Annotated in this window: 8 protein-coding genes; 6 read left to right on the top strand and 2 right to left on the bottom strand. The window is 74.7% G+C overall.

The features are described from left to right. The first annotated feature begins 323 nt into the window (after nucleotides 1–323). Nucleotides 324–1,448 (top strand): ribosome small subunit-dependent GTPase A, encoded by a 1,125-nt coding sequence (rsgA, locus tag ACTWQH_RS29870; protein WP_443289916.1) that lies wholly within the window; start codon nucleotides 324–326, stop codon nucleotides 1,446–1,448. 109 nt (nucleotides 1,449–1,557) lie between these two features. On the opposite strand, the gene ACTWQH_RS29865 is transcribed toward rsgA, so the two are convergent. Then, nucleotides 1,558–2,031 carry an SPW repeat protein gene (locus ACTWQH_RS29865; RefSeq protein ID WP_443289915.1) on the bottom strand — a complete coding sequence of 158 codons (474 nt, stop codon included), beginning with the start codon at nucleotides 2,029–2,031 and terminating at the stop codon, nucleotides 1,558–1,560. A 126-nt stretch (nucleotides 2,032–2,157) separates the two neighbouring features. On the opposite strand from ACTWQH_RS29865, the gene ACTWQH_RS29860 reads away from it, so the two are divergent. The 5 genes from ACTWQH_RS29860 (at nucleotide 2,158) to ACTWQH_RS29840 (ending at nucleotide 6,329) form a co-directional block, all read left to right on the top strand. After that, nucleotides 2,158–2,679, top strand: a complete 522-nt coding sequence (locus ACTWQH_RS29860; RefSeq protein WP_443289914.1) for a hypothetical protein — start codon at nucleotides 2,158–2,160, stop codon at nucleotides 2,677–2,679. A 16-nt stretch (nucleotides 2,680–2,695) separates the two neighbouring features. Further along, nucleotides 2,696–3,496, top strand: coding sequence for a group II truncated hemoglobin (locus tag ACTWQH_RS29855; protein ID WP_443289913.1), 801 nt, complete (start codon nucleotides 2,696–2,698; stop codon nucleotides 3,494–3,496). Nucleotides 3,497–3,720: 224 nt separating this feature from the next. Further along, nucleotides 3,721–4,119 (top strand): DUF2795 domain-containing protein, encoded by a 399-nt coding sequence (locus ACTWQH_RS29850; protein WP_443289912.1) that lies wholly within the window; start codon nucleotides 3,721–3,723, stop codon nucleotides 4,117–4,119. Nucleotides 4,120–4,177: 58 nt separating this feature from the next. Further along, entirely contained in the window at nucleotides 4,178–5,221 is a 1,044-nt protein-coding gene (locus ACTWQH_RS29845; RefSeq protein WP_443289911.1) for a S66 family peptidase, read from the top strand. Nucleotides 5,222–5,279: 58 nt separating this feature from the next. Continuing rightward, complete coding sequence (locus ACTWQH_RS29840; RefSeq protein WP_443289910.1) at nucleotides 5,280–6,329, top strand: bifunctional helix-turn-helix transcriptional regulator/GNAT family N-acetyltransferase; 1,050 nt, start codon at nucleotides 5,280–5,282, stop codon at nucleotides 6,327–6,329. Nucleotides 6,330–6,406: 77 nt separating this feature from the next. Here ACTWQH_RS29840 and ACTWQH_RS29835 read toward each other — a convergent pair whose 3' ends face one another. Then, nucleotides 6,407–7,351 carry a Gfo/Idh/MocA family protein gene (locus tag ACTWQH_RS29835; RefSeq protein ID WP_443289909.1) on the bottom strand — a complete coding sequence of 315 codons (945 nt, stop codon included), beginning with the start codon at nucleotides 7,349–7,351 and terminating at the stop codon, nucleotides 6,407–6,409. Nucleotides 7,352–7,422 lie beyond the last annotated feature (71 nt).

The following is a 7,422-nucleotide window of genomic DNA, read 5'->3' as shown; positions in this document are numbered from 1 at the left end:
CCCCCCCCCCCCCGCCGGCGTCGTAACGTGAGCCTCGGCCCGGAGGCGGGCCTCGCGGCCGCGCGGGCGTGGACGTCGGCGGGTGCGCGAGCCGTCGATCCGTGGTCCTCCGGGGGCGCCTACCTCTGGCTGAGCCGCTGCCGAACTCCGGTGCGGGCCCGGCGGCCGCGTGCTAGCGTGGCGTGAACTTCTATGCGAGGGAGGTGAGTGTGATGGCTGTCTCGGTTTGGGCTGCCCTGAGCAGCGTTCGGTCCATCCTCACCTCCGGGGCCCCGGCCTGATCGACACGCATCGGGGTCCCCTCTCGCAAAGGGTCTCCCATCGTGTCTTCCTCATCATCTACTTCAACCTCGACTTCTTCTGATTCACCGCTGTCCGCCTACGGCTGGGACGAGGCGTACGAGCGCGCCTTCGCCGGGCACCGGGACGCGGGTCTCGCGCCGGCGCGAGTCGTCGGCGTCGACCGCGGGCAGTGCGACGTGGTCACCGAGGACGGCCCGGCGCGGGCCGGCACCGGCGCGGGCGTCGGCTCGGATCCCGCGCTCGCGCCGTGCGCCGGCGACTGGGTCGGGCTGCGGCCCGAGCCCGGCCCGGGGCCGGAGGGGCTGCCGGAGGTGGCGGTGGTGCTGCCGCGGCGCACCGCCATCGTGCGGGCCTCGGCGGGCGCCACCTCGCACGGGCAGGTGCTGGCCGCCAACGTGGACACGGCCGTGGTGACCGTGTCGCTCGCGGAGCCGCTGGACGCCGGGCGGCTGGAACGCATGCTGGCGCTGGTGTGGGACAGCGGCGCCCAGCCGGTGGTGGCGTTGACCAAGGCCGACGAGGCCGGGCCGGTCAACACGGCCGCGGCGCTCGTCGAGGCGGCCGAGCTGGCGCCCGGCGTGGACACGGTGGCGACCAGCACCGTGACCGGCGAGGGCATGGACGTGCTGCGGGCGCTGCTGGGCGGCACGGTGGTGCTGCTCGGGCGTTCCGGCGCGGGCAAGTCGACGCTGGGCAACGCCCTGCTGGGCGACGAGGTGCTGGCCACCGGCGCGGTGCGTGCCCAGGACGGCAAGGGGCGCCACACCACGGTGCGGCGCGAGCTGCTGTTGCTGCCCGGCGGGGGCGTGCTGATCGATACGCCGGGGCTGCGCGGCGTGGGCCTGCACGACGCAGGGGGCGGTCTCGAGCGGGTCTTCGCGGAGATCGAGGAGCTCGCCGAGGAGTGCCGTTTCGGGGACTGCTCCCACGACACCGAGCCGGGGTGCGCGGTGCGGGCGGCCATCGAGGCGGGCGAGCTGCCTGCCCGGCGGCTGGCGAGCTACCGGAAGCTGCTGCGAGAGAACGCCTGGGCGGCCTCGCGCACCGACGCCCGGCTGCGGGCGGAACGGGAGCGCGGGCGGCGGGACATCACCCGGTTCCAGCGGAATCTGTACAAGATGCGCGGCCACCGGGGCCGCCCGTAGGCGGGCGGCGCGCACGCGCTCACAACGCCGCATGACAGAGACGTGGAGGCGCTCCCCTTTCCGGGGGCGCCCCCACTCTCCGTGCGTTTCCTCTTCGTGTGCGTATCTGTTATTTCTCGGCTCCCGCTCCCTTCATCGCACTTCTCGCTCTCAGCGACGCGCCGGCGCTCGCGACTCCCAGGAGGAAGAGCAGGCCGCCGACAATGACGTTGCTGACGATCACCCCGCCATCCGGGCTGTCGCCGACAGTCCACGGAGAGATGACCAGCCAGATCCCGGCGGCGCAGATGGCCCAGCTCAGGCCGTACATACGCTCGGGAGCCATGGTGAAGCCCAGGGCGAGCACGGACACCGCGATGCCGACGATCAGGTTGTTGATCATGAGCTCGGGCTGGCCCACCGTGAAGTCCAGCACCCAGGGAGATATGGCGGCGTAGAGACCGGCCAGGAAGACCGGCGCGTCGACGAACACCACATCACGGCCTTGGAGCACGCGGTCGTAGCGCGCCCGCATCTCCATCGCGTCGGGGTGTTCGACGAGTTCGGGTCGCTCCGCCGTCCTGCGGTGAGAGACGTCGGTCATGCGATCTGCCTCCTTAGATACGTCCACGGGGCATTTCCCATTATGCGCCGAGTGCCCCATTCGTGGTAATTCAGCCGGAGGTGAACCCCCTGTCCTCGGATCGACTGGGGGCGTAATCTCGATTACATGATTACGAACGAGCAGAGAGACGAGGTGCGCGGCTGGTTCGCCGGCCGGCTGCCCGAAGGGCTCTTCGCCGAGCTGGTGGACGTCGCGGTCGACCGCGAGGAGATCACCGTCGTCGGGCGCATACCCGAGCCCGAGCTGGGGCCGGACGCGTCGGCGACCGAGCGGGAGGCGGCGCGCGAGGGGCGGGTGTCGGAGTTCCGTGAGCGCACCCGCGCGGAGCGGATGGAGGTGGCCCGGGAGGCCGAGCGGCGCTTCAGGCGCAAGGCGTCCTGGGGCGTGGAGTGCGGCGGCACGCGCACGCTCTTCACGCACGTCGCCGCGCCCGTGATGACCCGGCTGCGGCAGCCGGAGCGCCAGGTGCTCGACATCCTCATCGCGGGCGGGGTGGCGCGCAGCCGCAGCGAGGCGCTGGCCTGGTGCGTCCGCCTGGTGCAGCGCAACGCCGACGGCTGGCTGAGCGAGCTGCGGGAGTCACTCGACCAGGTCCAGCGCGTACGCTCCCAGGGCCCGGACGCATGATCTGCGAGGAGCGCGCATGGCGAGCATCGTCGAATACGTCAGATACCGGATGGCGGCACGGGACCGCGAGGAGTTCGAGGCGGCCTGCCGGCGGGCGGCGGCCTCGCTCGCGGCGGCGCCGCAGTGCGTCGACTACGAGCTGACGCGCCGCCAGGACGAAGAAGACGAAGAAGAGGGCGACGACGCCTGGTACGTGCTCCGGATCCGGTGGACGTCGGCCGCCGACCACCTGGAGGGCTTCCGCGAGGGCGAGCACTTCCGGGCGTTCCTCGCCGAGATCGGGCCCTACGTGGCGGCGATCGAGGAGATGCGGCACTACGAGTCCACCGGGATCGCCGGCGCGGGCGGCAGCACGCCCAGCATCTACGAGTGGGCCGGCGGCGCGGCGGCGTTCGAGCGGCTGACCGAGATCTTCTACGGGCACGTCCACGAGGACCCGCTGCTGAAGCCGGTCTTCTCCGGGATGGCCGGGGACCACCCCCGGTACGTCGCGATGTGGCTCGCCGAGGTCTTCGGCGGCCCCGCCCGGTACTCGGCGGAGCGCGGCGGCCACCCGCACATGGCGGGCAAGCACGTGGGGCGCGGCATCACCGAGGAGCAACGCCGCCGCTGGGTCGCCCTGCTGAGGGACGCCGCCGACGAGGCCGGGCTGCCGGACGACCCCGAGTTCCGGGCCGTCTTCGCCTACTACGTCGAGTGGGGCACCCGCATGGCCCTCGTCTACTCCGGGGAGAACCCCCCGCCGCTGAACGCCGCCCCCGTGCCGCGCTGGGCGTGGGGCCTCACCCCGCCCTGGCAGCCGTCCGGGAGCGCGTAGCCGCGCGACGGAACCCGACAGAAGGAGAAGTGGGGGCGACTCCGGGGCGGGCCCCCTGATCGGCCCGCACCCGGAGCCGTACGCCCCCCACGGAGGCCGCTCGCTCGGCCGGACCCCTCGCGTTCCCCCTCACGCACGCCCCAAACACGCGCCCGCGCGCCGTGTGGGGGGCGTACGCCCGGGTACCCGGCACAGGTTCCCGGACCGCGAGAGAGGTGACCGCGATGCAGCAGCGAGGCAGCGACCGGCTCAACGTCCACCGGGACGACGAGATGAAGCACGAACTCGGCGACCGGCTCCGCGCCGAGCGCACCAGCCGCGCCGAGGAGTGGCGCGACCCGGAGCCCTCCGCCGAGGACGACCCCGAGCTGGCGCGCGGCCCGGTCCCGCCGCGCGGCGACGCCAGCACGCGGGAGGCGGAGGACGAGGCGTTCCGCTTCGAACTCGCCCGGCACCTGCGGCGCACCGTCTACCCGGCGCGGCGGCGCGAGCTGCTGCGCGTCCTGCAGGAGGAGAACGCCCCCGACCCGCTGATCGAGGCGGTGCGCGGGCTGCCGCCCACCGACACCTACGCCAACGTCCAGGCGGTGGCGGAAGCCCTGGGCCACGGCCCGCGCCGCTGAGCCGGCGCCGCAACGCGGTGCCCGGCCCGGCGCCCCGTGCCGCAGGTAGCGTGCCGTCATGACCGCCCCCGTCTTCCCGCCCAAGCCCCGCCCGGGCGACAAGGTCGCCGTGCTCTCCCCGTCGGGCGGGCTGCCGGAGCTCTTCCCCCTCCCCCACGAGCTGGGGCTGCGGCGCCTGGCCGAGGACTTCGGCCTGGAGGTGGTCGAGTACCCCGGCACGCGCACGCTGCGCACCACGCCGCGCCGCCGGGCCGCCGAGCTGCACGCGGCGTTCGCGGACCCGGAGATCAGGGCGATCGTCTCCAGCATCGGCGGCGAGGACCAGATCACCGTGCTGCCGCACCTGGACCGGGACCTCGTCAGGGCCAATCCCAAGCCGTTCTTCGGCTACAGCGACTGCACCAACCTGCTGGCCTGGCTGGCCGCCACCGGCGTGGTCGGCTATCACGGCGGCTCGGTGATGGTGCAGTTCGGGCGGCCCGGGGCGATGCACCCGGTCACCGAAGCGTCGCTGCGCGCGGCGCTGTTCACCTCCGGCCCCTACGAGCTGCGCGAGGTCGGGGCCTACGGCGACCTGGAGCGGCCCTGGCAGGACCCGGCGACCTTCGAGCGCGAGCCGGAGACCGAGCCGTGCCCGGGCTGGACCTGGCACAACGGCGGGCAGGTTGTCGAAGGGCCGGGCTGGGGAGGCGACGTGGAGGTGCTGTCCTGGCTCCTCATGGCCGACCGGGAGATCGGCCCGCCCGAGGCGTACGAGGGGTGGGTGCTCTTCCTGGAGACCGACGAGGAACTGCCGAGGGCCGCCGAGGTGTACCGCGTGCTGCGCTCCATGGGAGAGCGCGGGCTGCTCGGCCGCTTCGCCGCGCTGCTGATAGGGCGGGCCAAGACGCAGTCGGTCCTCGAGCCGCGCCCGGAGGCGGAGCGCGCCACCTACCGGCACGACCAGCGCGCGGCGGTGCTGCGGGCGCTGGCGGAGTACGCCCCCGAGACGATGGCCGTCTTCGACGTGGACCTCGGCCACACCGACCCGCAGCAGGTCATCCCCTACGGCGGCCCGGTCCGGGTGGACGGCCCGGCCGGGCGGATCACCGTCACCTACTGAGCCGCCGGAGCGCCGCGGACCCCTTGAAGTCGGCTTCCGTATAAGTTTGACTGAGTCAATGACCGAGTCAACGAAGACGGCGACGGCCACGACCGTCACGACGACCGCGCCAGGGGACGAGGCCGTGCGGCGCCTCCGGGAGTTCAACCGCGGCTACACCCGGATCATCGGGGCCCTCGACTACGAGCACCGGCTCGGCACCCCCTACTCGCTGCCCCAGGCCCGCGTGCTGTACGAGCTGGCCCAGCGCGCGCGGATCCCGCTCACCGAGCTGCGCCGGGAGCTGGAGATGGACCCCGGGCAGCTCAGCCGGCTGCTCGCCCGGGCCGAGGAGGACGGCCTGGTGGCGCGCGAGCGCGACCCGGCGGACTCGCGGCGTCAGCTCGTCCGGCTCACCGGCGCCGGGCGGGAGGCGGCGGCCCTGCTGGAGCGGCGTTCCACCGAGGCGACCCGCGCGCTCGTCGAGGGGCTGTCGGCCGCCGAGCGCGAGCGGCTGCTGGCCGCGCTGGGCGCGGTCTCCGGGCTGCTGCGGCTCACCCCGAAACGCCGCACGGGTGCCGCGGGCGCCGCGGGAGCCGCGGGCGCCGCCGTCCGGATCCGACCGCCGCTGCCGGGCGAGCTGGGCTGGGTGATCCAGCGCCACGGCGCGCTCTACACCGCCGAGTACGGCTGGAGCGACGCGTTCGAGGCGCTGGTCGCCGACGTGGTCGCCCGGTACGCGAGGAACCACGACCCGAAGCGGGAGGCCGCCTGGATCGCGGAGCTGGACGGCTCCCCGGCGGGCTCGATCGTCTGCGTCGACGAGGCGCGCGAACACGAGGTGCGGGTGCCCACGGCCCGGCTGCGGCTGCTGCTCGTCGAGCCGCACGCCCGGGGGCTGGGCATCGGCAACGCGCTGGTCGAGGAGTGCGTCCGCTTCGCGCGGCAGGCCGGCTACGAGCGCATGGTGCTGTGGACCAACGCCGTGCTGACGAGCGCGCGCAAGATCTACCAGGCCGTGGGCTTCACGCTGGCCGCGAGCGCCCCCCACACCCTCTTCGGCCGCGAGGAGACCGGGCAGGACTGGGAGCTGGACCTGTCCGGGGCGGCGACCCGGCCGGCCGTCTGAGCCGGGGCGCCCCCGCCCGGCCGGCTCGGGCGACCGGCTCGGGCGACCGGCTCGGGCCACCGCCTCAGGCCACCGCCTCAGGCCACCGGCGACGCGGCCGGAGCGTCCGTGGCCGCCGGGACGTCCGGGTCCGGTCCCAGGGCCGCCTCCGCCATGGCGAGTATCTCCGTCACACGCAGGCCGAAGCGGACGTCGCACGCGTGGGGCCGGCCGGTCCTGGCCGCCTCGATCAGGGCGTCGATCGCCCGCCCCAGCGGCGCGACCGGGCCGCCGTCGGGCCGCTCCGGCAGCGTGGACACGCCGGCGCTGCCGCGCAGTTCGGCCGAGACCGCCGACGCCTGCGGCGGCACGGTGTGGGTGACGGTGATCGCGCTGGACGCGCCGGAGGCGTGACGCAGCACCAGGTGCACCATGTCGCCCGGGCCGCGCGCGGCGGTGACGGCGCCGGGACCGGGCGCCAGGTCGCCCAGCGGCGGCAGCAGCAGCGACAGCGCGTGCGGGCCCACGTCCCACAGGGCGCCCTTCTCCCGCCGCCACGGCGAGGCGGCGTACGCGCTGTCCGCGCCGCCGAAGACCGGCGAGTACCAGTCGGCCCTGCCGGTCAGCCAGCCGTCGGTGGCGCTCTGCGCCGCGACCCAGGCCGCCGTCTCCTGGGCGAACCGCAGGGTGAAGAAGACCACCGACGCGACGCCGGCCCGCTCGGCCGCCTCCGCCACCTCCCGCGCGCCGGTCACCGTGGTCGCGACCGGCTTGTCCAGCAGCAGGTGGCAGCCTGCCGCCGCCGCCCGGGTGGCGAGCGGGGCCTGCACGTCGGGCGGCAGCGCGACGGCCACGGCGTCGCAGTCGGCGAACAGCGCCTCGGCGCTGTCGTAGGCGCGGGTGCCGAGCTCGGCGGCGAGCGCCCGCGCCGCCTCCTCCCGGCGTCCCCACACGCCCACCAGCTCCGCCTCCGGGTGCCCGGCCAGGGCGGGGCCGTGCGCCGCTTGGGCCCAGGGGCCGGTTCCGAGCAGGCCGAATCTCATACGGATGCCTCCTGTTTCGGGCAACGTGCCGGCGGGTGTGCCGGGCGATTCTCAGGCGCCCACCCTAAGCG

This window comes from Streptomyces sp. 6N223 (genome assembly GCF_052246635.1).
GTDB lineage: Bacteria > Actinomycetota > Actinomycetes > Streptomycetales > Streptomycetaceae > Streptomyces.
This window is presented reverse-complemented; position numbering and strand designations above follow the sequence as displayed.

Coding starts and splice junctions, on each gene's coding strand:
- ACTWQH_RS29865 (WP_443289915.1), bottom strand. CDS start 2,031: ATGACCGACGTCTCTCACCGCAGGACGGCGGAGCGACCCGAACTCGTC.
- ACTWQH_RS29860 (WP_443289914.1), top strand. CDS start 2,158: ATGATTACGAACGAGCAGAGAGACGAGGTGCGCGGCTGGTTCGCCGGC.
- ACTWQH_RS29855 (WP_443289913.1), top strand. CDS start 2,696: ATGGCGAGCATCGTCGAATACGTCAGATACCGGATGGCGGCACGGGAC.
- ACTWQH_RS29850 (WP_443289912.1), top strand. CDS start 3,721: ATGCAGCAGCGAGGCAGCGACCGGCTCAACGTCCACCGGGACGACGAG.
- ACTWQH_RS29845 (WP_443289911.1), top strand. CDS start 4,178: ATGACCGCCCCCGTCTTCCCGCCCAAGCCCCGCCCGGGCGACAAGGTC.
- ACTWQH_RS29840 (WP_443289910.1), top strand. CDS start 5,280: ATGACCGAGTCAACGAAGACGGCGACGGCCACGACCGTCACGACGACC.
- ACTWQH_RS29835 (WP_443289909.1), bottom strand. CDS start 7,351: ATGAGATTCGGCCTGCTCGGAACCGGCCCCTGGGCCCAAGCGGCGCAC.